The sequence below is a fragment of the Microbacterium sp. NPDC087665 genome (assembly GCF_044743285.1).
In the GTDB taxonomy this organism is placed as follows: domain Bacteria; phylum Actinomycetota; class Actinomycetes; order Actinomycetales; family Microbacteriaceae; genus Microbacterium.
Map to the genome: position 1 here is coordinate 145,006 of NZ_JBIUWD010000004.1, position 24,028 is coordinate 169,033.

At 66.0% G+C, this 24,028-nt stretch carries 25 protein-coding genes; 12 read left to right on the top strand and 13 right to left on the bottom strand.

The annotated features are described in order from the left end of the window. The first annotated feature begins 51 nt into the window (after positions 1–51). Genes tatC through lnt form a run of 3 tightly spaced genes read left to right on the top strand, consistent with a single transcriptional unit; the run spans position 52 to position 4,825 of the window. Complete coding sequence (gene tatC, locus ACIOSY_RS10565; RefSeq protein ID WP_400853821.1) at positions 52–810, top strand: twin-arginine translocase subunit TatC; 759 nt, start codon at positions 52–54, stop codon at positions 808–810. Beyond that, entirely contained in the window at positions 807–3,281 is a 2,475-nt protein-coding gene (locus ACIOSY_RS10570) for a DEAD/DEAH box helicase (protein WP_400852931.1), read from the top strand. Before tatC ends, ACIOSY_RS10570 begins: the two co-directional genes overlap by 4 nt. An 11-nt stretch (positions 3,282–3,292) precedes the next feature. After that, positions 3,293–4,825: an apolipoprotein N-acyltransferase gene (gene lnt / locus ACIOSY_RS10575; protein ID WP_400852933.1), complete on the top strand. Its 1,533-nt coding sequence runs from the start codon at positions 3,293–3,295 to the stop codon at positions 4,823–4,825. Here the strand turns inward: lnt and ACIOSY_RS10580 are convergent. From ACIOSY_RS10580 to ACIOSY_RS10595, 4 genes are all read right to left on the bottom strand, one after another. Beyond that, entirely contained in the window at positions 4,822–5,205 is a 384-nt protein-coding gene (locus ACIOSY_RS10580; RefSeq protein ID WP_400852935.1) for an RNA polymerase-binding protein RbpA, read from the bottom strand. The two genes, lnt and ACIOSY_RS10580, sit on opposite strands and share 4 nt — an antisense overlap. Positions 5,206–5,310: 105 nt before the next feature. After that, the gene (locus tag ACIOSY_RS10585; RefSeq protein WP_400852937.1) at positions 5,311–6,087 is read right to left on the bottom strand and encodes a glycerophosphodiester phosphodiesterase family protein; all 777 of its coding nucleotides are present in this window, start codon (positions 6,085–6,087) and stop codon (positions 5,311–5,313) included. Further along, positions 6,084–7,007, bottom strand: a complete 924-nt coding sequence (locus ACIOSY_RS10590; RefSeq protein ID WP_400852939.1) for an SPFH domain-containing protein — start codon at positions 7,005–7,007, stop codon at positions 6,084–6,086. The genes ACIOSY_RS10585 and ACIOSY_RS10590 overlap by 4 nt, the downstream gene beginning before the upstream one ends. 9 nt (positions 7,008–7,016) lie before the next feature. After that, the gene (locus tag ACIOSY_RS10595; protein WP_400852941.1) at positions 7,017–7,490 is read right to left on the bottom strand and encodes an NfeD family protein; all 474 of its coding nucleotides are present in this window, start codon (positions 7,488–7,490) and stop codon (positions 7,017–7,019) included. Between the two features lie 120 nt (positions 7,491–7,610). Here ACIOSY_RS10595 and ACIOSY_RS10600 point away from each other — a divergent pair, with 120 nt between their 5' ends. Next, positions 7,611–8,375, top strand: coding sequence for an SDR family oxidoreductase (locus ACIOSY_RS10600; protein ID WP_400852943.1), 765 nt, complete (start codon positions 7,611–7,613; stop codon positions 8,373–8,375). Between the two features lie 72 nt (positions 8,376–8,447). Here ACIOSY_RS10600 and ACIOSY_RS10605 read toward each other — a convergent pair whose 3' ends face one another. Further along, positions 8,448–9,044 carry an HdeD family acid-resistance protein gene (locus ACIOSY_RS10605; RefSeq protein ID WP_400852945.1) on the bottom strand — a complete coding sequence of 199 codons (597 nt, stop codon included), beginning with the start codon at positions 9,042–9,044 and terminating at the stop codon, positions 8,448–8,450. 132 nt (positions 9,045–9,176) lie between these two features. Here ACIOSY_RS10605 and ACIOSY_RS10610 point away from each other — a divergent pair, with 132 nt between their 5' ends. From ACIOSY_RS10610 to ACIOSY_RS10620, 3 genes are read left to right on the top strand one after another with little or no spacing between them, the layout of a single operon-like run. Further along, entirely contained in the window at positions 9,177–9,623 is a 447-nt protein-coding gene (locus ACIOSY_RS10610; protein WP_400852947.1) for a helix-turn-helix transcriptional regulator, read from the top strand. 5 nt (positions 9,624–9,628) lie between these two features. Next, positions 9,629–10,039, top strand: a complete 411-nt coding sequence (locus ACIOSY_RS10615) for a VOC family protein (protein WP_400852949.1) — start codon at positions 9,629–9,631, stop codon at positions 10,037–10,039. Between the two features lie 30 nt (positions 10,040–10,069). Beyond that, positions 10,070–12,427, top strand: a complete 2,358-nt coding sequence (locus ACIOSY_RS10620) for an ATP-binding cassette domain-containing protein (protein WP_400852951.1) — start codon at positions 10,070–10,072, stop codon at positions 12,425–12,427. Positions 12,428–12,574: 147 nt separating this feature from the next. Here the strand turns inward: ACIOSY_RS10620 and ACIOSY_RS10625 are convergent, their stop codons facing one another. Both ACIOSY_RS10625 and ACIOSY_RS10630 read right to left on the bottom strand, forming a co-directional pair. Then, a complete protein-coding gene (locus ACIOSY_RS10625) occupies positions 12,575–13,126 on the bottom strand; it encodes an N-acetylmuramoyl-L-alanine amidase (protein WP_400852953.1) in 552 nt (183 codons plus the stop codon). Beyond that, positions 13,123–13,335: a twin-arginine translocation signal domain-containing protein gene (locus ACIOSY_RS10630; RefSeq protein WP_400852955.1), complete on the bottom strand. Its 213-nt coding sequence runs from the start codon at positions 13,333–13,335 to the stop codon at positions 13,123–13,125. Before ACIOSY_RS10630 ends, ACIOSY_RS10625 begins: the two co-directional genes overlap by 4 nt. A 239-nt stretch (positions 13,336–13,574) precedes the next feature. Here ACIOSY_RS10630 and ACIOSY_RS10635 point away from each other — a divergent pair, with 239 nt between their 5' ends. From ACIOSY_RS10635 to ACIOSY_RS10645, 3 genes are all read left to right on the top strand, one after another. Next, complete coding sequence (locus ACIOSY_RS10635) at positions 13,575–14,249, top strand: hypothetical protein (RefSeq protein ID WP_400852957.1); 675 nt, start codon at positions 13,575–13,577, stop codon at positions 14,247–14,249. A gap of 534 nt (positions 14,250–14,783) precedes the next feature. After that, positions 14,784–15,266 (top strand): hypothetical protein, encoded by a 483-nt coding sequence (locus ACIOSY_RS10640; protein WP_400852959.1) that lies wholly within the window; start codon positions 14,784–14,786, stop codon positions 15,264–15,266. A gap of 85 nt (positions 15,267–15,351) precedes the next feature. Next, positions 15,352–16,689, top strand: a complete 1,338-nt coding sequence (locus ACIOSY_RS10645) for a nitrate/nitrite transporter (protein WP_400852961.1) — start codon at positions 15,352–15,354, stop codon at positions 16,687–16,689. A 57-nt stretch (positions 16,690–16,746) separates the two neighbouring features. Here ACIOSY_RS10645 and ACIOSY_RS10650 read toward each other — a convergent pair whose 3' ends face one another. The 5 genes from ACIOSY_RS10650 to ACIOSY_RS10670 all read right to left on the bottom strand — a co-directional run bounded on the left by ACIOSY_RS10650 (position 16,747) and on the right by ACIOSY_RS10670 (position 20,678). Next, positions 16,747–17,493 carry a formylglycine-generating enzyme family protein gene (locus ACIOSY_RS10650; RefSeq protein ID WP_400852963.1) on the bottom strand — a complete coding sequence of 249 codons (747 nt, stop codon included), beginning with the start codon at positions 17,491–17,493 and terminating at the stop codon, positions 16,747–16,749. A gap of 25 nt (positions 17,494–17,518) precedes the next feature. Continuing rightward, positions 17,519–18,265, bottom strand: coding sequence for an SGNH/GDSL hydrolase family protein (locus ACIOSY_RS10655; RefSeq protein ID WP_400853823.1), 747 nt, complete (start codon positions 18,263–18,265; stop codon positions 17,519–17,521). Positions 18,266–18,317: 52 nt separating this feature from the next. Further along, positions 18,318–19,352, bottom strand: coding sequence for an LLM class flavin-dependent oxidoreductase (locus ACIOSY_RS10660; RefSeq protein WP_400852965.1), 1,035 nt, complete (start codon positions 19,350–19,352; stop codon positions 18,318–18,320). A gap of 64 nt (positions 19,353–19,416) precedes the next feature. Next, positions 19,417–19,806, bottom strand: coding sequence for a hypothetical protein (locus tag ACIOSY_RS10665; protein ID WP_400852967.1), 390 nt, complete (start codon positions 19,804–19,806; stop codon positions 19,417–19,419). A gap of 185 nt (positions 19,807–19,991) precedes the next feature. After that, positions 19,992–20,678: a hypothetical protein gene (locus ACIOSY_RS10670; protein ID WP_400852969.1), complete on the bottom strand. Its 687-nt coding sequence runs from the start codon at positions 20,676–20,678 to the stop codon at positions 19,992–19,994. A 124-nt stretch (positions 20,679–20,802) separates the two neighbouring features. On the opposite strand from ACIOSY_RS10670, the gene ACIOSY_RS10675 reads away from it, so the two are divergent. Next, positions 20,803–21,639 (top strand): hypothetical protein, encoded by an 837-nt coding sequence (locus tag ACIOSY_RS10675; RefSeq protein WP_400852971.1) that lies wholly within the window; start codon positions 20,803–20,805, stop codon positions 21,637–21,639. 48 nt (positions 21,640–21,687) lie between these two features. Further along, positions 21,688–22,206 carry a hypothetical protein gene (locus tag ACIOSY_RS10680; RefSeq protein ID WP_400852973.1) on the top strand — a complete coding sequence of 173 codons (519 nt, stop codon included), beginning with the start codon at positions 21,688–21,690 and terminating at the stop codon, positions 22,204–22,206. A gap of 129 nt (positions 22,207–22,335) precedes the next feature. On the opposite strand, the gene ACIOSY_RS10685 is transcribed toward ACIOSY_RS10680, so the two are convergent. Next, a complete protein-coding gene (locus ACIOSY_RS10685) occupies positions 22,336–24,012 on the bottom strand; it encodes a DUF885 domain-containing protein (RefSeq protein WP_400852975.1) in 1,677 nt (558 codons plus the stop codon). Positions 24,013–24,028 lie beyond the last annotated feature (16 nt).

The window sequence follows — 24,028 nt, forward strand, 5'->3', positions numbered from 1 at the left end:
GTGGCAGTCATCGAACCGACCGTGACGGTGAAACCGGGACGGGATCGACGGATGTCGCTCGGTGCGCATCTCGTCGAACTGCGCAAGCGCTTGATGATCGCTGCGCTGGCACTGCTCGTCGGAATGGTCGCGGCTTTCCTCGTCGCCGATCCGATCATCCACTTCATCACCGAGCCCATCCGCATGATCACCGAGAAGCGCGGTGATGACTTCAGCGCCCTGAACTTCTCGACCATCACGTCGGCGTTCGACATGCGCATGAGGATCGCGCTGTCGATCGGCCTCTTCGCCTCTGCTCCGGTCTGGCTGTGGCAGATCTGGGCGTTCATCATGCCGGGCCTCACGCGCAAAGAGGTGCGCTACACGATCGGTTTTGTCGCAGCGGCCGTTCCGCTCTTCCTCGGCGGCTGCTACCTGGGCGTGATGATCATGCCGCACATCATCGAACTGATGTGGAGCTTCACCCCCGAGGGCGGCACGAACTTCTACGCCGCTCAGGACTACTACGACTTCATCTTCAAGCTGATGCTCGTCATCGGCATCTCGTTCGTGCTTCCCGTGTTCCTCGTCGCTCTGAACTTCGCGGGGATCATGTCGGGGCGGGCGATCCTCAAGGGCTGGCGTGTCGCCATCATCATCGCGACCGTGTTCGCCGCTCTCGCGACGCCGGCCGCCGACGTGGTGAGCATGCTGATGCTCGCCGGCATCCTGATCGTCCTCTACTTCGCTGCGGCAGGACTGTCGCTGTTGTTCGATCGTCGAAAGCGCAAGCAGGACGCGGCCGCGGGCCTCCTGCCGGACGCCGTATGAGTTCGCCGGCGGAGCGGTACGCCTCCGCGCGACAGGCTTCGGAGCATCCGGCCACCGTCGCCTTCGCCGCTTCTCAGCGGTTCGAACTCGATCCCTTCCAGATCGCCGGCTGTCACGCCCTCGAACGTGGGCGGAGCGTACTCGTCGCGGCCCCCACCGGCGCCGGCAAGACGATCGTCGGAGAGTTCGCCATTCACCTGGCCATGCAGACGCCGAACGACAAGGCGTTCTACACGACGCCGATGAAGGCGCTCTCGAACCAGAAGTTCCGGGAGCTGGTCGACGTCTACGGCGCCGAGAACGTCGGGCTGCTGACCGGCGACACCAACATCAACGGGAACGCGCGCATCGTGGTCATGACCACCGAAGTGCTGCGCAACATGATCTACGCGGATTCCGCGGCGCTGCGCGACCTGCGGTACGTGGTGATGGACGAGGTGCACTACCTCGCCGACAGGTTCCGCGGTGCGGTGTGGGAAGAGGTGATCATCCACCTGCCGCCCCAGGTGCGTCTCATCTCGCTGAGCGCGACGGTCTCGAACGCCGAGGAGTTCGGCGACTGGCTCGACACGGTTCGCGGCGACACCGAGGTCATCGTCTCCGAGATCCGTCCGGTGCCGCTCGAGCAGCACGTTCTCGTCCGTGACGACCTTCTGCCCCTGTTCGACGATCGCGCCGGTGTCGCCACCGCGCAGGTCAACCAGGAGCTCATGCGCATCCGCTCCGCCACCGGATCGAACTACGACAACAATCGCCGCGCGCAGTCGTACGTCAGCAATCGTCACGCGGGTCGGCAGGCCAAGCGCCCGCCGCGCGGTGGTCAGCGACCCGTGCGGCCGTCGAACGTGCGACGTATCGAGCGGATGGATCGCCCCGACGTGGTGCAGCTCCTCGAGCGTGCGAACCTGCTGCCGGCGATCTTCTTCATCTTCAGTCGCGTCGGCTGCGACGCGGCGGTGCAACAGGTGCGCCGATCCGGCATCCGTCTCACCGACAACGACGAGCGCGCCGAGATCCGGGCGATCGTCGAGGAGCGCACGCGCACGCTGCAAGAAGAAGATCTCGGTGTGCTGGGCTACTGGGAGTGGCTGGACAACCTCGAACGCGGAGTGGCGTCTCACCACGCAGGGCTGCTTCCCGCCTTCAAAGAGGTCGTCGAAGAGCTCTACCAGCGCAAGCTCGTCAAGGTCGTCTTCGCGACGGAGACGCTCGCGCTCGGCATCAACATGCCCGCGCGCACGGTCGTACTCGAGAAGATGGAGAAGTTCAACGGCGAGGCCCGCGTCGCCATCACCTCGGGGGAGTACACGCAGCTCACCGGGCGAGCCGGTCGCCGGGGGATCGATGTCGAAGGGCACGCGGTCGTGCAGTGGACCGAGGGGATGGATCCGCAGGCCGTCGCTGCACTCGCGTCGCGGCGCACCTACCCCCTGAACTCGAGCTTCCGTCCGACGTACAACATGGCCGTGAACCTGATCGACCTGTTCGGCAAAGCGCGCGCGCGACAGATCCTGGAGTCGTCCTTCGCCCAGTTCCAGGCCGATCGCGCCGTCGTCGGACTCGCGCGACAGGTGCGAGAAGCCGAGACGTCGCTCGCCGGCTACCTGAAGTCGATGGCGTGCGAGCACGGCGACTTCGAGGAGTACTCGGGCATCCGCCGCGAACTCGCCGACCTCGAGAAGAAGAACCGTCAGGACTCGCAGGCGCCGCGCAGTTCGCGCGACAAGCGCATGAAGCGCATCCAGCAGCTGCGCACGAAGATGCAGCGTCACCCCTGCCACCGGTGCCCGGATCGTGAGGCGCACGCACGCTGGGCCGAACGTTACTGGAAGCTCAAGCGCCAGAACGATCGCATCCGTCGTCAGATCGAGACGCGGACGGGAACGGTCGCCCGCGTGTTCGACCGCGTCGTCGAGGTTCTCGAGACACTCGATTACCTCCGTTCGGATGACGGTGAGACGGTTCTGACGGATGCCGGGCGCACGATGCGCCGCATCTACGGGGAGCGAGACCTGCTCGTCGCAGAGTCGCTTCGCCAAGGCCTGTGGGCAGGGCTCGACGCGCCGTCATTGGCCGCGATGGCCTGCTGTCTCGTTTACGAGCCGCGGCGCGACGAGGCGAACTCGGGGGAGCGAGGTCTTCCGCGAGGAGCGTTCCGTGCGGCCTACGAGAAGACGACGACCCTGTGGGCCGAACTCGACGATCTCGAGCAGGACCATCATCTGCCCGGTTCCGAGCCGCTGGCAGCGGGCCTGGCCGGCGCGATGCACTCCTGGGCGCGGGGCGGCATGCTCGACCGCGTGCTCGTCGACGCCGACATGGCCGCGGGCGACTTCGTGCGCTGGGCGAAGCAGACGATCGACCTGCTCGACCAGCTGTCGATCGTCGCGGAAGACGGTGCGCTCGCACGTACCGCGCGAACGGCTCTCGACGGTGTCCGTCGCGGCATCGTCGCCTACTCCTCGATGTGACCCGGAGAACGATGTCTGAACCCCGCGAAACCCGCGTTCGACCGCGCCCACTCCTGCCTCTGTGGGCGGCGATCGCGGCCGCCGCCGTCGCCGCGGTCCTCATGGATCTCGCGTACCCGGAAGCGGGCGTCTGGATTTTGGCGTTCCCCGCCGTCGCGTTGCTCCTGCTCGCGATGATCGGACGTCGGGCCGGGGGAGCGCTGCTGGTCGGCCTCGTCTACGGCATCCTGTTCTTCGCGTTGCTCGTGTCCTGGACGTCCCGTTATCTCGGCCCGATTCCCTGGGCGGCGCTGAGCGTCGTCGAGGGCGGCCTCACAGCGATCGCACTGATCCCGATCGCGCTGGCCTACCGCTGGATGCCCCGTGCGTTCCCCGGGACCCTGGGCCGCATGCTGGCGCTTCCCACGGTGGTCGCGGCCCTCTGGGTGGGGCGGGAGATCTTCGTCGGCTCCTGGCCCTATGGAGGCTTCCCCTGGGCGCGCATCGGAATGAGCCAGGCCACCAGTCCGCTCGCGCCGGTGTCGTCCTGGCTCGGGGTGAGCGGGCTGAGCTTCCTGATCGTCCTCGTGGTCGCCATGATCGTCGAGGGCGTCCGCCTCGGGGTCTGGCGCAGACCGGTCGCGATCGCGCTGCCGGCTGCGGTTGCCGTGGTGCTGCTGTTCACCCCGTCGTTCCCCACCACCCCGTCCGGATCGATGCGCATCGCCGCAGTGCAGGGGAACGGCCCGACCGGGTACTTCGATGAGCGCGAGCCGTTCTCCGTCATCCTCGCGCAGACGGAGGCCACGACGCCGCTGTACGGGGAAGACGTCGATCTGCTGGTCTGGCCGGAGGGCGGTCTCGACACCGATCCGTTCGAGAACTCCACGCTCGCCCGACGGATGACGCTGGTGAGCACCCGGATCGACGCTCCTCTTCTGGCCAACGCCGCGACGGGACGCGACGGCCTCTACTTCAACACGTCGATGCTCTGGACCTCCGAGGGAACCGCCACCCAGATCCACGACAAGAGGCACCCGGTTCCCTTCGGCGAGTACGTGCCCGATCGGGCGTTCTTCAATGCCCTGGCCCCTGATCTCATCGGGCTCATCCAGCGCGAGTACGCGCATGGCACCAACCCGCCGGTGATGGACGTCGACGGCGTGCCGGTGGGGCTCGCTATCTGCTTCGACGTGATCTACGACGACGTGATCTACGAAGGTGTCGGCGACGGGGCTCAGGTGCTGGTGTTCCAGACCAACAACGCGGACTTCCGCGGCACGGACGAAAACCTGCAGCAGCTGGCTTTCGCACGGATGCGTGCGATCGAGACCGGTCGCAGCGTGGTGAACGTGTCGACGGTCGGGACGAGCCAGATCATCCGACCGGACGGATCGACGATGACGAGCCTCGATGCAGGAAAACCCGGTGCGATGCTCGATGATGTCGAGCTTCGCACCGGCCTGACTGCTGGTGTGGTGCTGGGCCCCTGGGTGCAGCACGTGCTGCTGTGGGGCGGGCTGGTCGCGCTGGCCATCGCGTGGTGGCGAGCGCGACGGGTCTAAGCGCCGATCTTCTCGCGGGTCGGGTCTTCGCCCGCTCCGCGACGGGCGCGGATGAAGGCGAGTCGCTCTTCGAGGAGCTCTTCGAGCTCGGCCCGCGTGCGGCGCTCCAGGAGCATGTCCCAGTGCGTGCGAGCGGCCTTCTCGTCAGTCGGATCGAGGGTCACGGCCTTACCGTCGACGTTCAACCGCGCGTCTGCACCGCAGGTGCGGCATTCCCACGTCTGCGGCGGTTCGGCGTCGGCCGAGAACATCAGGTTCGTGACATGCCCGCAGGTGTCACAGGTGTAAGTGGTCTCACGGCGCTCCATGAAAACGACGCCCTCTTCGCTCTGTAGGCTCTGGGCGCCGAGTCGGATGCCGCGCAGGCTGCGATCTGCCATTGTGTGGTCCTCTCGTCGCTGTCAGGTATAACGCTTCAGCCTGTGCGCTTCATCCACGTCGCCGGGTTCTCGGCGGGATTCACAGCGGAATCCCAGCGCTGAGGGTTATGTGCCGGCGAGTCCCGCGAGAGCGACGTCTGCGCGATCGGAGACGATTCCGTCGACACCCGCGGCGACGAGGCGACGCATGTCGGCGAGTTCGTTGACGGTCCACACATGGACTTCGACACCGAGACGGTGCGCAGCACGCAGGAGACCGGGTGTCAGCACGCGGAGCACGCCCTGTCGCTCGGGGATCTGAAGGGCATCGATGTCGCGCAGAGCGCGCGCGGGGGAGAGGTGCGCTGCCGAGAGTGCGCGGACCGCGGCGATCGTCGCGCTGCCCCCGGACGTCGCAGGTCGCAGTGCGGCACCTGCGCGGAGCGTGGCGGCGACCGTGGCGCGTCGATTCGCGTCCGAGAAGCTCGTCACGAGGATGCGGTGCGTATGGTCCGCGAGAATCGGCCCCAGCCGATCGGCTGCGGCCGACGTCTTCACGTCGATGTTGAATCGCGTGTCGGGGAACAGGTCGAGCGCCTCGCGCACGGTGAGAAGACCACCGTGATCCGCGAAGAGGCGGGCGATCTCGCGCGTGCGCACGTGACGCACCTCGCGCGGGTCGTCGGTCAGCCGTTGCAGAGACGAATCGTGGAACAGGATGACGTCGCCGTCGGCCGTCACCTGGCAGTCGGTCTCGATGTACTCGGCACCCGCCGCGTGCGCCGCGGCGAACGAGGCCGCACTGTTCTCCCAGACGCCCGAGTCCTCGCCCATCGCGGTCACGAGACCACGATGAGCGAGGACTCGGGGGTGCCGTTCCTTCGCGAAGTACGGGTGCGTCACACGCCCGGAGTGGTGTTGTTCGGGCCCGCCTTCGGCGTGAAGGCCGAGCCGATCCCCTTGAGCGCCTCGGTGAGTTCGCTCGGGATGATCCACAGCTTGTTCGACTGTCCCTCGCTGATCTTCGGCAGCATCTGGAGGTACTGGTAAGCGAGCAGCTTGTCGTCGGGTGCGCCCTGGTGGATCGCGGTGAAGACGTTCTGAATGGCCTCGGCCTCACCCTGAGCACGCAGCACCGCCGCCTGCTTGTCACCCTCGGCGCGGAGGATCTCGGCCTGTCGTGCACCCTCGGCCTCGAGGATCGCGGACTGCTTCGTTCCCTCGGCGGTCAGGATCGCGGCACGACGGTCACGCTCGGCACGCATCTGCTTCTCCATCGAGTCCTGGATGGAGATGGGCGGGTCGATCGCCTTCAGCTCGACGCGACCGACGCGGATGCCCCACTTGCCCGTCGCCTCATCGAGCACGACACGCAGCTGGCCGTTGATGTTGTCACGGCTGGTGAGCGCCTCTTCGAGGTTCAGCCCACCGACGACGTTGCGCAGGGTGGTCGTGGTCAGCTGCTCGACGGCGCCGAGGTAGTTCGCGATCTCGTACGTCGCGGCGCGAGCATCCGTCACCTGGAAGTAGACCACCGTGTCGATCGAGACGACGAGGTTGTCCTCGGTGATCACCGGCTGCGGGGGGAACGACACGACCTGCTCGCGCATGTCGATGAGCGGTCGCAGGCGGTCGATGAAGGGCACGAGGATGTTCAGGCCGGGCGTGAGGGTCTTGTGATAGCGACCGAGACGCTCGACGACGCCGGCCGTGGCCTGCGGAATGATGCGAATCGCTCGGGCGACGGTGACCACCACGAAGATGATCACCGCGATGGCGAGGATCCACGCGATCGCGGTGGGGATGAACGAGGAGTCGTTCACGGAATTCTCCTAGTCGTTGACGGGACGGACGATGGCGGTCGCGCCGTTGATCGCGGTGACCGCGATCGGAGCCCCCTGGGGGATCGGCACGGACGTTGCGGTGCGGGCTGTCCAGGTGTCGCCGTTGCTCAGCTTCACCTGGCCCGAGATCTGGGTGATGTCGTGGAGCGCGATTCCCCGCAGGTCGAGCAGTGCATCGACGTTGGACTTCGTCGGGTCCTCACCACGGCGGAGCCGCTTGAGCAACGGCGGACGCAGAAACAGGATGAAGAGCGCCGCAGCCGCAGCGGCGACGATCACCTGAGCCCACACGGGGATGCCGACGAGATCCGTGAGGAGCCCGATCGCTCCGCCGAAGCTGAGCATCAGGAACGTGAAATCGAGAGAGAGCATCTCTATCACGAGGAAGACGGCGATCAGAACCAACCAGCCGATCCATGCCCATTGGTCGATGAACTGTACGAATGTCGAGACGGTGTCCATGCGGCCTCCTTTGCGGTCAACCTATCACGGGGGCGTTGCGCCGATCCGGCGCCGCAGGGAGGTCTTGGTACTCTGAGACGCCGCGCCATCGCGGCGCTTCACGCACTATGAGGAGTCACCGTGACCGACGTTCTTCCCGCAGGTTCTCTCGACGGCAAGGTCGCGCTTGTCACCGGCTCGTCGCGGGGGATCGGCGCCGATACCGTCCGCTACCTCGCCGAGGCCGGTGCCGACGTGGTCATCAACTTCCGCAACAAGGCCCCGCGGGCGGAGAAGCTCGCGGCAGAGCTTCGTGAACTCGGACGCCGTGTACTCGTCGTCGGCGCCGACCTCACTGACCACGCGTCTGTGGCGGAGATGTTCGATGCGGTGCGCACCGAGTTCGGTCGCCTCGACGTGCTGGTCCTCAACGCCTCCGGCGGCATGGAATCCGGAATGGCCGCCGACTACGCCCTCGCCCTCAACCGCGACGCGCAGGTCAGCGTGCTGAACGCCGCCACTCCGCTGCTCGGCGACGGCGCCCGCGTGGTGTTCGTGACCAGCCACCAGGCGCACTTCATCCGCACCACGCCCACGATGCCCGAGTACGAGCCGGTCGCGCTCTCGAAGCGCGCCGGCGAAGATGCGCTGCGTGAGCTCATTCCGGGTCTCGCGGAGAAGGGCATCGGGTTCACGGTGGTCTCCGGCGACATGATCGAGGGCACGATCACCGCCACTCTGCTCGAGCGCGCCAACCCCGGCGCGATCGCCGAACGGCGCGAGTCCGCCGGCAAGCTCTACAACGTTTCGGAGTTCGCCGCCGAGGTCGCCCAGGCGGTCGTCGAGCCCGTCCCCGCCGACAACACCCGACTGATCGGTGACGTCAGCGCCTTCGCCGCCGAGTGACGCCCATCACCGAAAGAGAAGGCCCCGCCCTGCAGCTCGCAGGGCGGGGCTTCTCTATGGGGGGAGGGAGGATCAGATCGCAGCATCCTGGCGGGCCGCGGCGACGATCTCCTTGGCATCCTTGCCGATCGTGATCGCGCGGATGATCTGCACCAGCCCGAGCACCACCAGCGAGATGCCCAGCAGGAGCCAGAACGTGAAACCTGCGATCAGCGGGGAGAAGAGGACGAAAATACCCGCGACGATGCTCAGCAGCGCGTAGAGGAGCGTCCAGACGCGCGAACCGTCCTTGCCCAGCAGGCTGAGCGAGACGATTCCGTCGATGATCCAGCTGACTCCGATGAAGATGACGACGATGAAGGCGAGCGTCGCGGCCGCGACGCCCAGGTTCGCGAATGCGATGACACCGGCGACGATGTACAGCAGGCCGAGGACGATGTGGCCGACGCGCGACCAACCGCCGCGTGCGCCCGAGAAGATGCCCAGGCCGATGTACACGAGGCCCGCGACGACGAGGTAGGAAGCGAAGATGGCCGTGATGATCACGGCCGACTTCACGGGCCATACCAGCAGAACGATTCCGGCGATGAGCGCCAGAGCGCCGGACACGGCGAGAGTGATGCGGATCGACTTGAAGAGAGTCTTCGCTTCTGCGAGAGGTTCAGTCATGATGGGGACCCTTTCTGAGAGAATCCTGTGGGGATGCCCTCAGAGTAGCGCTCGGCGCGCGCCGGGTGGGGGCCATCTCGTCATGCCCGTCGCAGAGGGTCATGCGGCGATCTCAGGCGTCATGGGAAGATCATGGGCGTGGCGGTCGACAACGAAGCGCATCTGCGCGAACTCACGGTGATGCGCCGAGTACGGGACCGCATCGATCGCGACTACGCCAAGCCTCTCGACATCCCGTCACTGGCGGCCGGAGTGCACATGTCGGCAGGACATCTCAGCCGGACGTTTCGGGAGACGTATGGCGAGTCCCCCTACTCCTATCTGATGACGCGGCGCATCGAGCGCGCTATGGCCCTGCTGCGACGGGGCGACAGGACCGTGACCGAGGTGTGCTTCGAAGTCGGGTGCTCGTCGCTCGGCACCTTCAGCAGCCGCTTCTCGGAACTGGTGGGTGTCGCACCCAGCGTGTACCGTGAACGCGCTGCACATGTGGAGGGCATCCCCGTCTTCCAGGCGAAGCACGTCACGAGACCGATCAGGAATCGAGAAGCGCCCCGCACCGACGCCCACCTAACCTGAACACCATGAAGATCAGCATCCACTACGCGTTCCTCCCGCACACCGACGCCGATGCGGCTCTCGGCTTCTATCGCGACGCCCTCGGATTCGAAGCGCGCAACGACGTCGGCTACGACGGAATGCGATGGTTGACGGTCGGGCCCACGGGGCAGCCGGAGACCTCGATCGTCCTGCATCCGCCGGCAACCGATCCCGGCATCACCGACGCCGAGCGGCAGACCATCCTCGAGCTGATCGCGAAGGGCAGCTACGGTGCGCTCACGCTGGCCAGCGACGACCTCGACGCCCTCTTCGACCGTCTCGTCGAAGCGGGTGCCGACGTGGTGCAGGAACCCATGGACCAGCCGTACGGCGTTCGCGACTGCGCCTTCCGCGATCCCGCGGGCAATCTGCTCCGAATCAACCAAGCCGGCTGAGTACTCAGCCTTTTCTCCCGAAGGATGCCGATGACGACCGTCGAACACCCCGCCGACAACCACGATGTCATCCGCGTCCAGGGCGCGCGTGAGAACAATCTGAAGGACGTCAGCGTCGACATCCCGAAGAGGCGCCTGAGCGTCTTCACGGGCGTGTCGGGTTCGGGAAAGAGCTCGCTCGTGTTCGACACGATCGCCGCGGAGTCCCGCCGCATGATCGACGAGACGTACAGCGCCTTCGTGCAGGGGTTCATGCCCTCGGTACCGCGCCCGGATGTCGAGGTGCTCGAAGGCCTCACCACCGCGATCATCGTCGATCAGGAGCGGCTGGGGGCGAACCCGCGATCGACGGTGGGCACCGTCACCGATGCGAATGCGATGCTGCGCATCCTGTTCAGCAAACTCGGAACGCCCTACATCGGGGGACCCACGGCGTTCTCGTTCAACATCCCCACCCAGCGCGCCAGCGGCGTGATGACCGGGCCCGGCGGCGAGAAGAAGATCGTCAAAGACGCGATATATCTCGGTGGGATGTGCCCGCGGTGCGAAGGCAGGGGAGCGGTCTCCGACCTCGACCTCGCTCAGATCATCGACGAGACGAAGTCGCTCGATGACGGGGCCATCATGGTGCCCGGCTACACGGCCGACGGATGGATGGTGAAGGGTTTCTCGCAGTCCGGGTTCTATCCGGGCGACAAGCCGATCGCGGAGTTCTCGGAGAAGCAGCGCCACCTTCTGCTCTACGGCGAGGTGACCAAGGTCAAGATCGCCGGGATCAACATGACCTACGAAGGGCTGATCCCGAAGATCACCAAGTCCATGCTGTCGAAGGATCTCGATGCGCTGCAGCCGCACATCCGCGCGTTCGTCGAGCGCGTCGCCACCTTCGCGGTGTGCCCGGAGTGCGACGGTACCCGTCTGACCGAGGGCGCGCGGTCGTCGAAGATCGATGGCGTGAGCATCGCGGATGCCTGTCGCATGCAGGTCACCGACCTGGCGACGTGGGTAAGTGGTCTCGATCTGCAGGGTGCCGGGCCGCTGCTCGATGCGCTCCGCGCGAATCTCGATGCCTTCGTGACGCTGGGGCTGGGGTACCTGAGCCTTGAGAGACCGTCGGGCACGCTGTCCGGGGGAGAGGCGCAGCGCATCAAGATGCTCCGGCACCTGGGGTCGTCGCTGACCGACATCACCTACGTGTTCGACGAGCCGACGATCGGGCTGCACCCCCACGACATCCAGCGCATGAACGGACTGCTGCTCAAGCTGCGCGACAAGGGCAACACCGTTCTCGTCGTCGAGCACAAGCCCGAGACGATCGTCATCGCCGACCACGTCGTTGACCTGGGCCCGGGTGCGGGCAGCGCCGGGGGAGAGATCTGCTTCGAGGGCACGGTCGAGGGACTCAAGGCCAGTGGGACACGTACCGGACTGCATCTCGATGACCGCGCGGCGCTCAAGCCGAGCGTGCGTGCGTCGCAGGGAGCGATCGAGGTGCGTGGTGCCGACGCGAACAACCTCCAGAACGTCGATGTCGACATTCCCACCGGTATCCTCACCGTCGTCACCGGGGTCGCGGGTTCCGGGAAGAGCTCGCTGATCCACGGCTCGGTGTCGAAGCGCGAGGGCGTCGTGGCCATCGATCAGGCTGCGATCAAGGGGTCGCGCCGCAGCAACCCGGCGACGTACACGGGCCTGCTCGAACCGATTCGCAAGGCATTCGCGAAGGTGAACGGCGTGAAGCCGGCGCTGTTCAGCGCGAACTCCGAGGGTGCGTGCCCGACCTGCAAGGGTGCGGGTGTGATCATCACCGAACTCGGGTTCATGGACACGATCGAGACGCCGTGTGAGGACTGCGGCGGAAAGCGCTTCCAGGCGAGCGTGCTCGAATACAAGCTCGCGGGTAAGGACATCACTGAGGTTCTCGATCTTCCGGTATCCGAGGCCCGCGTGTTCTTCTCGGAGGGTGAGGCGAAGCTACCGGCCGCGACGGCGATCCTGTCGCGTCTCGATGACGTGGGACTCGGCTATCTCTCGCTGGGTCAGCCGTTGTCGACCCTGTCGGGCGGCGAGCGTCAGCGCATCAAGCTCGCGATCCAGATGGGCGGCAAGGGCGATGTGTACGTGCTCGACGAGCCGACCACCGGTCTGCACCTGGCAGACGTCGACAGGATCCTCGGGTTGCTCGACAGGTTGGTGGAGTCGGGCAAGACGGTGATCGTGATCGAGCATCATCAAGCCGTCATGGCTCACGCGGATTGGATTCTCGACATCGGACCCGGCGCAGGTCACGACGGAGGACGCGTCGTCTTCGAAGGAACTCCTGCCGATCTCGTCGCCAGTCGCGCAACTGTCACCGGCGAACATCTCGCCGCCTACGTCGGGGCCTAGGTTCGCTCACCGCGGCTGCGATTCGTGGAACAACGCTGGCAGGCGGGCCAGATGCGTTATCGCCGATAATGCACATTATGTCAGTTTATGAGCCGGAACAGCCGATCTCGCGTTCTCGTACAGGGACCGGAGCTCCCCTCCCGCCGGTCACGCTGTCAGGTTCTCGGTGAAGATCTGCTGTGCGCGGTTCACGATGTCGTTCAGGCGCGCTTGGAGGAATGGACCGGGACATTCGCATGTCTCCCGGTGGCTGATGACGTGCTCGCGATCGATGGTGAACGACACCGGCACGCCGTCCAGGTCCTTTCCGTCGAACGTCGCGAGCCACGCGATCATCTGCGCGAGCTCCTCTGTCTGAGCCTCCGTCACGGTGTAACCGGGCGCACCCGTCTCGTTCAAGGTCTCCACCGCCACCGAGCGCCAGTTCCAGTCGGCACCGCTCGAGGATGGTTTCGCGCCCGGGCGAATCAACTCGATCACGGATCCGTCGTGTCGGAGGTAGAAGGTCGGAGCAGACGAACGCTTGTTGCAGCGGGAGAAGAAATCCAGCTGGTCATCTGTCGTTCCGGTGTGGTGGATGATGAACCGATCAATGACCGGGGTCACCGCGTGCCGGTCACTCCCCGCCGTATCGCGGCTCGCTCGAGCGGTGGGACTCCCGCAATCCGTGAAACCCAGCGGCGCCTCGAGGCCCGTCACCGCACGCTCGTACACCGGCTCTCGTACTGCGTCAGCCCTCTCGGGTTGTCCGGGTCCGGGAGCGAGTCCTCAGGTTCGGGAGACTCGGGCGATGCAGCGAGCCAGATCCCCGCTGCGGTCACGGCAACGCCCGTACCGGCGGCGACGAGAAAGCGCCGACGGGTATGTGGCGAAGATCGCGCGGAATCAGGCATCTGGACGTGCGGCATTCGCCCGTTCAACACGCGTCACCGGCATCGGAGGCGATGAACACAGCTATCCGGATGGAACCGCCCGCAGTTCAGGGAACGAGGCGATGGTCGAGCAGATCCGTCGACAGCTTGAGGCGGCGCTCGGCCGATTTCGAGGTTCGGCGTCAGATTCTGTCGCCGAACCCGTCATAGATTCGGATGCTGATTTCGGCCTCCCCTGAAAACAACGAACCGCTGTCACGACTCCGGAGGCATCAATGAAGCTCAAAAAGCACGCCCCGCCGATCGCGGTGGCGCTGGTCGGTGTGGCGGCTCTCTCGGGGTGCGCGGCTTCGGCTTCATCTGTCGAGGCAAAGTCGATCGAGGTTGTGGTGCCCGACACGCTCACTGTTCCTGGCTCGAGCGTCGCCATCGGTGAGACGCTGCGGGTGCCGGGGATGGCGTACACAGACGGCAGCACCGCGCCACGTATCGAACCTGCCGAACTGGGCCTTACGGTAACGGACATAAGTTGGCCCGGCAAAGCACTGTTCGATGAGTTCGACAACGGAGACGAGTTCGCCGACTACGAGCCGGTGGCAGTCGCCTACCAGGTCGACTCCCCTGCTGATGAGAAGCGCGTCGGCTTCTCTCTCGGGGACTTCTACGGGGTCCTCTCCGATGGTCAATACGCTGACCAGTTGCAGGGCGACTGCGGCTTTGAGTCGGGCGGGATCGGACGAGACCTTGATGAGATCTGCTACGAAGGCGAATTGCCAGACCCATGGACGTCAGAACTTTACTGCACCGTCATTCTCGTGCCCGACGGGCAGACGCTGGACTTTCTCGGTTGGAACGCTCTCGGATACAACGAAAGCAATCACTTTTCCGCTGACGATCCGAGGTCGCCGTATGTGTCGGCACCCCTGATCTTCAAGGTCTCGAAGCCATAGCCTCATGGATCGCGACGACTTCAATCTCCCGTTCACGGAGGGCGGGGCCTCCGCACTTCAGGGCGCGGTGGTCATCAATACAAACAAGGGAAGGGGGCTCGCAAATGGGGCCTTATGAAATCGGAACGCTTGTGGTTCCAGTGGTCGTCGGCGCTCTTGTGGCGTGGCTCGTTGTACGCTCGGTTGTCAGAATCGTGAGATTCAATCTGATCAAGAAGAAGGAAGGCGCGGAAGCGGCTCAGCAGTTCTGGGATGCGAAGAAGAACGCTCGCAACGCAAGTCGATGACAGCGATGAACACCCATGGTCGGTCGAGGAGGGCTTCTGTCTCGCCCCACGGGTCCATGTCACATTCTTAGTCGGAGGAACGTCCGGGGCCGGGCAGTCACAGGGTATTCCACTGCCAGAAGGGGAAGCGCCCGCACAGCTCCCTCTCCCCTGCCTGGTCCGGTCGATGTGATTGACTTGTCGACGCATCTTGCTGACCTATTTGTACATGTGTGTCGGCACTTCGGCCGACCAACAAGGGGGAAATATGAACCGTCGTATTGCTGCTGTCACCATCGCTCTCGTCGCCGTCCTCGGACTCGCCGGTTGCACCGGCTCGCCGAGTGCCACGGAGACCGAGAAGTCCTCGTCGTCGACCGAGACCTCGGCTCCGACCGAACAGTCGTCCGGCCAGACCGTCGCCGAAGCCTGCGCGATCGCCACGTCGAAGGTCGCGGGCGCGGCATCCTCGCTCTCCAGCCTCGATGTCAACGCTGCAGCTGCCGATCCCGAGGGAACGGTCGCCACTCTCACCGCGACGGCCGACGCCATCGGCGAAGCCGCGGATTCGGTCACCAACGTCGAGGTCAAAGACGCCGTCACCGGCGTCTACGAAGATTTCACCACGATGCGCGACCTGCTCTCGCGGGTGCTGATCGACAAGGACACCTCTGCGGCTGCCGAGATGCAGACTCTGGCGACCGACATCCAGACCTCCACTCAGGCCGTGAGCACCCTCTGCTCCAACTGAGACCAGTCTCACCGAACTCGGGCCCCGCGATCTGCTGACCGCGGGGCCCGAGTTCGTCGGAGGCGGAGGCGAGTAGCGTGGAGTGGTGCCGAGCATCCCCCACTCCCCCGCCTCGACGCCGGGCTGGCGCGCCTGGCTGATCTGGTCCGTCGGCGTGGCCGCCTACGTCTTGGCGATCACCAACCGAACATCGCTCGGCGCCGTCGGCGTCGATGCCGCCGATCGTTTCCAGGCGGATGCTTCGACCCTCGCCCTCTTCGCCGTCGTGCAGCTCGCCGTCTACGGCGGCATGCAGATCCCGATCGGTGTGCTCCTCGATCGATACGGATCTCGGCCGATCATCACGATCGGCATGCTGCTGATGGCAGCCGGACAGCTGACGATGGCCCTGTCTCCCAGCATCGGGATCGCTATCGTCGCCCGCATCCTGCTCGGAGCGGGTGACGCGGCCGTCTTCCCCGCGGTCCTGCGCCTCGTGGCGACCTGGTTCCCCGCCCAACGAGCCCCGCTCATGGTGCAGTTCACCGGCATCATCGGGCAGGCGGGCCAGCTGGTGGCGCTCGTCCCCCTGGCGGCGCTGTTGCATGCGACCAGCTGGACGATCACCTTCGGGAGCATCGCCGGGCTGGGGGTGCTGTTCACCATCCTCGTGTGGGCCGTCATCCGCAACCACCCTCCCGAGCGCGGTGCCGATGTGTCGGTGAACACCGACACCGGCGTGGTGCGTGTGGTGACCTCCGCCATCGATACCGGCGTGGGGATCCGCGCGTCATGGGCGCATCCCGGCACACGACTCGCCTTCTGGTCGCATTTCACGACACCGTTCGCCGGAACCGCGTTCATCCTGCTGTGGGGAATGCCGTTCCTCACCGCAGGCCAAGGCCTCGACGGAGCGCACGCCGCGGGAATCATCTCGGTCTACGTCATCGCCGGCATGGCATTCGGTCCGATCATCGGCGACCTGTCGCGGCGGTTGCCGAACTACCGCTCGTTGGCGCTGGTGCTGCCGGCCGTCGGGATCCAGATGCTCGCCTGGATCGCGGTGATCGCTGTTCCCGGTCCCTCGCCGATCTGGCTGCTCTACGTCCTCGCGATCGCTCTCGCCACGGGTGGACCCGCATCCATGATCGCGTTCGACCACGCCCGCACGCACAACCCTTCGCATCGTCTCAGCACCGCGACCGGCGTGACGAACGCCGGTGGCTTCATCGCCGCACTCATCGCGATCTTCCTGATCGGGCTCGCGCTCGACCTGCAGGGCGCAGGAACGCCCGAGACCTACTCACTCGACGCTTTCCGCATCGCTTTCCTCGCGCCGATCCCGCTCTGGATCATTGGCGTCGTGTTCATCGTGATCGAGCGCAAACGCACCCGGATCCGCATGGGCCTCGAGCCGGACAAGGGGCGGAGACAGCGCGCCTGAACGCTGCGTTGCACGTGCCGGAACGGCGACAGGGCCGACCGGGTCGGTGTCGGCGGCTCATCGGTCGCGCGGCGTCCACCCCATCGGCAGCGGCCCATCGGTCACGGCCCTCTCTCGATCCGCCTGATCCGACCACCCCTGCGCCTGACCCGGAGTGTCGAAAGCGCCGCGCGCGACGCGCATCCCGACGTCATCGTGGTGCATACGCGGCGCTCCCCCACGCCGCACAGACGCTCGCACGCTCCACGCATCGTCGGAGAAGCCGCCGCCGCGGAAGACCCGGTAGTCGCCGTAGCGCGCAGGGTCGAGGAAGTCCCAGCACCACTCCCAGACGTTGCCGAGCGTGTCGAAGAGTCCGTTGAGGTTGGGTATGCGGCTTCCTACCGGTTGCGGGCTTCGCACATTGTCGGCACCCGTCCAGGCCGCATCGGCGAGCGGCGCGTAGTGCGGTCCGGTCGAGCCGGCGCGGCACGCGAACTCCCACTCCGCTTCGGTGGGAAGGCGGAAGCCATCGGACGTCACGTCCCACGTGACCTCTTCGCCCTCGAAGAAGTAGGCCTGTTCCAGGCCCTCCCACTCCGAGAGCGCGTTGCAGAAGTGCGTAGCGCGCAACCAGCTGAGATCGGCGGCAGGGCGAGTCGGATGCGGTGCGGCGAGGCCCAGCACGTCTGCGATCTGCTCCTGGGTGACGGGATAGACGCCGATCTCGAAGGCGTCGAGAGCGACCGACCGCCGGGAATCGCGGCGTGCGTCGTGCAGCTCGACGGTGCCGCCGCCTATGCGAGCCAGCTCGATGTCGCTCACCGCGATGCCTCGCCTCGAGCGTTCGTCACACCGGGGTCCGCTCGACCCAGACGGGGTACTTGGCCGTTCGACCGTCACCCGACGACGTGCGCGTGACGCGTCGGCGCACCCACGGCCCGACGAATTCGCGGTAGTAGGCGAGTCCGGAGGGGCCGAGGCCACCGCGCTCCTGCGGAGCCCACCAGGTCTCGGGCGGTTCGAAGCCGAGCGCGCTCAGTACGCGTGCGGCGACGCGGTGGTGGCCGGCGGCATTCATGTGCAGGCGGTCTTCCGACCAGTACGCGCTCTGCGCGAGCTCTCGATCCGGCCAGTTCAGCGCACGCGCCACGTCGGGACGATCCGCGATACGGCGCAGAACGGCTTCTGACAGAAGATCGCCGCGGCGCTGGACGAGCGATCCCATCGGCAGTTGGCCGCTGGGGTTAGCTCCGGACAGGAGGATCATCGTGACGCCCTCTTCATCGCAGCGACGCAGCACCCGGCTGAACGCATCGGCGATGTGCTCGAGATCGGTGCGGGGCCGCAGCATGTCGTTGCCGCCGCCGTTGAACGACAGGTGCGACGGCCGCAGCGCGAGCGCCGCCTCGAGCTGCTGCTCCACGATGGGCCAGGCCAGCTTGCCGCGGATCGCCAGGTTCGCGTACTGGATCGGCCGGCCGAGGGCATCGGCCCATCCCTGCGCTGCGATGTCGGCCCACCCGCGCTCGGTGCCGTCGGGAAGCACGTCTCCGACGCCCTCCGTGAAGGAATCGCCGATCGCCACGAATCGCACATCTGTCACCGCTCAAGCCTATTCCCGCTGAGCGGTGACAGATGTGCGCGCGTCACGCGTTCTTCGCGAGAATCGCGCGAACCCTCGGGATCACTTCGGTGCCGTACAGTTCGATGCTGCGCATCATCGCCTCGTGCGAGAGAGTTCCGGTCGCGTACTTCAGGTCGAATCGTCCGAGGCCCAGCGTCGTGACGGTGTCGGCGATCTTCGCCGCCACTCGCTCCGGAGAGCCCGCGTAGATCGCGCCCTCGGGACCGATGTCGTTCTGGAACCGTGCCCGGCTGTAGGCCGGCCATCCGCGTTCGCGACCGATCGTGTTGTTCATCGCTTCGAACCCCGAGTACGCGCCATCCCAGGCCTCGGCATCGGTGTCGGCGATGTGGCCGGGCGAATGCACGGCGATCGGATGCTCGGTCGTGCCGAACGACGCGATCGAGCGGTGGTACAGATCGACGAACGGGCGGAACCGTGCGGCCGACCCGCCGATGATCGCCAGCATGAGTCCGAGGCCGTGTCGCGCCACGCGGACCACCGATTCGGGGCTGCCACCGACGCCCACCCAGGTGCGCAGGCCGTGCTCCGTCTTCGGGAAGACGTCGGCGTTCTCGAGCGACGCGCGCATCGACCCCGACCACGTGACCGGCTGTTCCTTGAGCAGTTCGACGAAGAGCTCGAGCTTCTGCTCGAAGAGCGCGTCGTAGTCGTGCAGGTCGTAGCCGAAGAGCGGGAAAGACTCGATGAAGGAGCCCCGGCCGAGGACGACCTCCGCCCTGCCGTTCGACACGGCGTCCAGCGTCGAGAAGCGTTCGAAGACCCGCACCGGATCGTCGGACGACAGTACCGTCACGGCGGTGCCCAGACGGATCTTCTCGGTGCGCGCCGCGATCGCCGCCAGAACCATCTCGGGCGCCGAGACGGCGAACTCCCTGCGGTGGTGCTCCCCCACTCCGAAGAAGTCGACTCCGACGGAGTCCGCCATCTCCGCCTGCGCGACGATGTTGCGGATCGTCTGCGCTCCGCTCAGCAGATCGCCATCGGCGCCGCGGGTGATGTCTCCGAACGTATCCAGACCGAACTCGATGCTCATGTCACGCCTTCCTATTCATATGCATGAACATCGGGACCGTCTCGCGCATTCCCGTCAACACCCGTCAGCGATCGACGGTGAACCACGCCGTGGGGCCATTGGTGAGCACCGGAGCATCCGCTGCCCCAAAACGGGATGCGGCGTTCGGCCACGCCACGAAGTTCCGCTCCGCGCGACGCGCGATGCTCTCGGTCATCGGGTCGACGGCGAACACGCCCCTCCCGCCATCGCGCACCAGACGCATCAGCTCACGAATGTGCGCGGTGGTGCGGGCGTCACCTGCCGGCACGGATGCCCGCAGTTCACCGTTCCGCAAGCTGCCCTCGAAGGCGTGTGATCGTACGAAGCTCGCGAGGCCGGTGCCGACGATGGCGTAGACCCACCCCTGACCAGAGGGGTGTGGCACGACGTCGTCGCGATGGAACGCACTCTCGGAGATGATGCTCGTATCCACGAGGGTGACGTGAGGGCCCGTGCACTCGCTCAGTGCCGAGCGAAACGTCGGTCTGGGCGTCTCGGGTTGTTGAGATGCGTCGACGAACCTCACCGTGGGCAGCAGGGTCCGGATCGCCGTGCTGAGCTGTTCTTCATCCGCGGGCGTCATGAAGACGCAGAGCCGGTGGAGCTTTGCGCGTGCGCTCATGTTGCCAGGGGTGACGCGATCTTGGTGGCCCGGTAGGACTGACCGTCTTTCGTGGCTCGCCACCGACGCCAGTGCTTCGCCGACATGCGAACGGGCAGGTGCTTCTGGACGTGCCCGGCGGCATCGTGCAACCGGTCGTCGGCCGGGAACGCGAGCCAGAGCGAGAGAGACGATGCGGTCGTGCCGAACGTGGCTCGTATGCCGGATTCGCCGAGGAGGCGCCCGTAACCGTCGACGGCGAATCGACCGAGTGCATCGGCGTCGATCCCGTCGTACGGTGTTCCTGTTGCGGGGTCGGTCAGGATCACCTGCGCGTTCCAGACCAGTGAGGCGAGCGGATGCCCGTGGGCGGTGACCGCCTGCGAGCCTGCACTGCCCACGGCGTCGAGCGCAGCATCGATGTTCTCGGGGCGAACCCGCCACTCGGTGTGCGTGCGCTGTCGGCTCCGTGGTCCCCCGATATGCGCTGCCGCGAACGCTTCGAAGCGATCTGCGATCTCGCGCGGGCCACCGGCCCAGAGCTGGAACGACATCTCCGGTGCACTGATCGTCCGCACGGCGGCATCGAGGAATGTCTGCACCGCGTCGTAGGCCGTGCGGGGGTTCCTGGTGCGAAGGGAGTGCGCACCGCCCGCCGAAGACGGCAATCCGTCGTAGGTCACGACCTCCTGAATCAGTGTCACCCCTCCATTATCTCGGCCACTCGAACCCGTACGAAGCGCGCCCGGTCGCTGCGGCACGAAAGTCAGCAGTACGCACCGGTAATGTCGGTTGTGGTGTCGATGAGGGCGAGTGGATGAAGGCGTCATGAGCAAGCGAACGATGGTTCTGCACAGTGCGTACCAGGAGCAGTTCGACGTGCCGGACAGGGACCTGGTGTTCTACGACCAGCCCTATCCCGCCGAGCAGCTGTCACGCATCACCGATGTGCACCTGTGGTCTCCACTGGACGGGCCCATCGACCGTCTCCCCGAGATCATCACAGCGATGACGGGTTTGAAAACCCTCCGCATCGGGCCCGGGCGGGTGCTCCCCACCGTCATCACTGAGCTCCGGCAAGGCGATCTTCCCGAGAGCATGGAAGAGCTCTTCGTGCATGTCGGGGAACGGACTCTGGTGTGGCCGGACGTGGTGGTGCCGAATCTGCGGAGCCTCTACGTCGGCGAACCGTTCCGATTCAAGAACGAGCACTTCCCTCGACTCCAGGCGCTCTCGCTCTACCCGCAGAGGTCTCTGAACAACGTGCGTCAGGCGCTCGAACTGCCGTTGGAAGAGCTGAACCTTTTGAACGTGCCCACTGACGAGGAGATCTTCCGCCTCGTCGAACCGGTCGGGCTTCGCCGGCTCGGGCTGATCGGTGGACGCACGCTTACGTCCATCACGGGGATCGGCGCGCTCCCCCAGTTGGAATCGCTGAGGCTGAAGAACCTCACATCTCTGGGCGATGTCTCCGAACTGGCGACCCTGCAGCAGCTGGAGAGCTTGAACATCCAATACTGCAAGAAGATCACCGGCATCACGGCCATCAACGACCTCCCGCGCCTGCGCAGGCTCACCCTGGTCGGATGCGGGAACATCGGCCTCGCGCGGATCGAGGCGAAGCTGTCGACACTGGATTGGGTCAACACCGGCGCGACCACATGACCGGCCGCCGCCGGCTGCCTGGCGCGACTGCTCGATAACGTTGACAGCATGAACGAGCTCTTCCGACGTGCGGCCGGATCGTTGAAGGAAGCCGGATGGACGTGTGAACCGCGCCTGTCCACGGAAGGCGGTGCATACGCCCCGTTGTACACGGCACCCGACACCGTGAACGCGTGGGTGTCGTCGTTCTCGCTCCTGTCGAGCGCGGACGAGACGGTGTGGTTCTTGTCCAGCGACGACTACTCCTCCGAAGCGCAAGGCGCCTTCGCGTGGAACGAGTTCGAACAGCTGAGCATCCAGGCCGCGACGACGGCTGATGAGGCGGCCGCGGTTTCCCATTTCTGGGAGCATCATCTCCCCATCCTGCTTTCCGTTCGCAATGGATACGAGTATCTGGCGGTGCGAGACGATGGAGCAGTCGTTCACGGAACGGAACCCGAGTTCGAAGAGGCCGTTGTCGTGCTCTCCCAGTTCGAGGACCTGTTGACGTACATCATCGAGCGCCCCGAACGACGGAGCCGCGTGCTCGAGAGCCAGCTCTTCGATGCCACGACCGATCCCCAGTGAGACGGGCCACGAACTCTCGAGTTCCGGGTCCCCCGGCAGATCAGCGACGTAACGCTTCGGTGACGTCGCGCACGGTCCTTTCCGTGCCCGCCTCCCCAGGATTCGGCGCGTGAGAGCCTCTCCCTGCGCTCAGAGCTCCCGGAGGGCCATGCGGAGGGTGTCGAGTCCGACGCCTCCGAGGTCCAACGCGCGCTTGTGGAAGTCCTTCGCCGAGAACTCGTCGCCCTTCTTCGCGGCGTACTCGTCCCTGGCCTGCTCCCAGATGCGCTGACCCACCTTGTACGACGGGGCCTGCCCCGGCCACCCGAGGTAGCGGTTGACCTCGAACTGCACGAACTGGTCCGACATGTTCACGTTGCGACGCATGAAATCGAGTGCGTAGTCGGCATCCCAGACGCCGTCACCGTCGAGCCGGGGCTTGCCGAGATGAACGCCGATGTCGAGGACGACGCGGGCTGCACGCATACGCTGTCCGTCCAGCATGCCGAGCCGGTCGGCAGGGTCGTCGAGGTAACCGAGCTGCTGCATCAGTCGCTCGGCATAGAGCGCCCAGCCCTCGGCATGACCGGAGGTGCCCGCCAAGAGGCGGCGCCACGAGTTCAGCTCGGCACGGTTGTAGACCGCCTGTGCGATCTGCAGATGGTGACCCGGTACGCCCTCGTGGTAGACGGTCGTCAGCTCACGCCAGGTGTCGAACTCGGTGACGCCCTCCGGCACGGACCACCACATGCGGCCGGGACGCGAGAAGTCGTCCGTCGGGCCGGTGTAATAGATGCCACCCTCCTGCGTGGGAGCGATCATGCACTCGAGAGTGCGGATGGCCTCCGGGATCTCGAAGTGCGAAGCTGCGAGTTCCGTGACCGCACGGTCGCTCGTCTCCTGCATCCACCGCTGGAGGGCGTCCGTACCGACGAGCTTGCGCGCAGGATCCGCTTCGAGGTGGGCGACGGCCTCTTCGACCGACGCGCCGGGCAGGATCTCGTGCGCGATGGCGGCCTGCTCCGCGACCATTCGCGCCAGCTCCTCGCGACCCCACTCGTACGTCTCGTCGAGGTCGATGGAGGCGCCGAGGAACCGACGCGAGTGGAGTGCGTACAGCTCACGGCCGACGGCATCGTCTTCGGATGCGGCGGGAACGAGCTCTTCAGCGAGGAAGCGGCGGAGCTCGTCGTAGGCCACGCGCGCAGCCGCCGAGTTATCGGCGAGCGTGCGCGCGAGCGAGGCGGGAAGCTGGCCTTCGTCGGGAACGGCGTCGGCCACGAACGCCGCGAAGAATCCGTCGTCTGCCGTGTACCGATCGATCTGCGTCGCCACTTCGGTGACCTGACGGCGGGCGGGCGTCACGCCACGCGCGATGCCTTCGCGCAGGGTCTCGGCATAGCCGCGGAGAGCGTCGGGAACAGCCGCGAGGCGTGTGGCGATCACCGACCAGTCGTCGGCCGTCGACGTCGGCATCAGGTCGAACGCGGAGCGGACGTCCTGCGGTACCGAGGCGATCACGTTGAGGTCGCGCAGATGCCAGTTCGCCTCGTGGAACTCGAGATCGAGGCGAAGTTCGGCGCCGAGGTCTGCCTTGGTCACCTCATCGATCGTGTCGACGGGTTCGAGCGCCGAAAGGGCATCGAGCGTCGCGCGCGTCGCCACCGCGATCTCTTCGTGCCCAGCAGGACTCAGATCGCCGAAACGATCGTTCACCTCGTCGCGCCCGATGTAGGTGCCCAGGGTCGGCGCGAGCGTCACGATCGTGTCGACCCAGTCTTCGGCGACCTTGTCGATGGCGGTGGGAGTGCGAGGCGATGAAGTCATGCGTCCCACCCTAATC

Bases quoted from the DNA above. Each gene is read 5' to 3' on its own strand.
- tatC (WP_400853821.1), top strand. From the start codon at position 52: ATGTCGCTCGGTGCGCATCTCGTCGAACTGCGCAAGCGCTTGATGATC.
- ACIOSY_RS10570 (WP_400852931.1), top strand. From the start codon at position 807: ATGAGTTCGCCGGCGGAGCGGTACGCCTCCGCGCGACAGGCTTCGGAG.
- lnt (WP_400852933.1), top strand. From the start codon at position 3,293: ATGTCTGAACCCCGCGAAACCCGCGTTCGACCGCGCCCACTCCTGCCT.
- ACIOSY_RS10580 (WP_400852935.1), bottom strand. From the start codon at position 5,205: ATGGCAGATCGCAGCCTGCGCGGCATCCGACTCGGCGCCCAGAGCCTA.
- ACIOSY_RS10595 (WP_400852941.1), bottom strand. From the start codon at position 7,490: ATGGACACCGTCTCGACATTCGTACAGTTCATCGACCAATGGGCATGG.
- ACIOSY_RS10605 (WP_400852945.1), bottom strand. From the start codon at position 9,044: ATGACTGAACCTCTCGCAGAAGCGAAGACTCTCTTCAAGTCGATCCGC.
- ACIOSY_RS10610 (WP_400852947.1), top strand. From the start codon at position 9,177: ATGGGCGTGGCGGTCGACAACGAAGCGCATCTGCGCGAACTCACGGTG.
- ACIOSY_RS10615 (WP_400852949.1), top strand. From the start codon at position 9,629: ATGAAGATCAGCATCCACTACGCGTTCCTCCCGCACACCGACGCCGAT.
- ACIOSY_RS10620 (WP_400852951.1), top strand. From the start codon at position 10,070: ATGACGACCGTCGAACACCCCGCCGACAACCACGATGTCATCCGCGTC.
- ACIOSY_RS10630 (WP_400852955.1), bottom strand. From the start codon at position 13,335: ATGCCGCACGTCCAGATGCCTGATTCCGCGCGATCTTCGCCACATACC.
- ACIOSY_RS10635 (WP_400852957.1), top strand. From the start codon at position 13,575: ATGAAGCTCAAAAAGCACGCCCCGCCGATCGCGGTGGCGCTGGTCGGT.
- ACIOSY_RS10640 (WP_400852959.1), top strand. From the start codon at position 14,784: ATGAACCGTCGTATTGCTGCTGTCACCATCGCTCTCGTCGCCGTCCTC.
- ACIOSY_RS10660 (WP_400852965.1), bottom strand. From the start codon at position 19,352: ATGAGCATCGAGTTCGGTCTGGATACGTTCGGAGACATCACCCGCGGC.
- ACIOSY_RS10675 (WP_400852971.1), top strand. From the start codon at position 20,803: ATGAGCAAGCGAACGATGGTTCTGCACAGTGCGTACCAGGAGCAGTTC.
- ACIOSY_RS10680 (WP_400852973.1), top strand. From the start codon at position 21,688: ATGAACGAGCTCTTCCGACGTGCGGCCGGATCGTTGAAGGAAGCCGGA.
- ACIOSY_RS10685 (WP_400852975.1), bottom strand. From the start codon at position 24,012: ATGACTTCATCGCCTCGCACTCCCACCGCCATCGACAAGGTCGCCGAA.